Origin of the sequence: Corynebacterium sp. MSK047, from assembly GCF_030232285.1 — a bacterium.
In the GTDB taxonomy this organism is placed as follows: domain Bacteria; phylum Actinomycetota; class Actinomycetes; order Mycobacteriales; family Mycobacteriaceae; genus Corynebacterium; species Corynebacterium jeikeium_D.
The window spans coordinates 1-447 of the sequence record NZ_JASPJI010000061.1 but is presented as its reverse complement, the minus strand read 5'-3'; the positions used below and the strand labels follow the sequence as shown (position 1 = coordinate 447).

General features: G+C 54.1%; 1 protein-coding gene. It reads right to left on the bottom strand.

Going from position 1 to position 447, the window contains the following annotated elements:
- On the bottom strand, positions 1–447 hold a 447-nt coding region (locus QP981_RS11190; RefSeq protein ID WP_284858025.1), incomplete at both ends, for an IS3 family transposase.

The following is a 447-nucleotide window of genomic DNA, read 5'->3' as shown; positions in this document are numbered from 1 at the left end:
ATCTCGGTTTTCACGTGGCCGAAGAAGTTCTCCATGACCGCGTTGTCGTAACAGTTGGCTTTACGCGACATCGACTGCACACCACCGTTGTCGCCAATCAAGTTGCGCCAGGAAGAATGCTGGTACTGGAAACCTTGGTCAGTGTGCATCATCCACCCGGGTTCAGGCGCACACGTTTTAATCGCCTTGGCTAAAGAACCGGCGGTAAACGCTGTCGACGGCGATGTAGCCACGGTGTGGGCAACAATTGAACGGTCGAACAGATCCATCACCGGTGACAGATAGACCTTGCGGCCTGCGACCCTGAACTCAGTGACGTCGCTGACAAAGACGGCATTTGGCTTATCTGGGGTGAACTTGCGGTCAAGCTTGTTGTCAGCAATGTGGCTGATCGTCCCAACATAGGAAATATACGGTCTGCGCTGGCGAATCTTAGCTCGAAGCCCC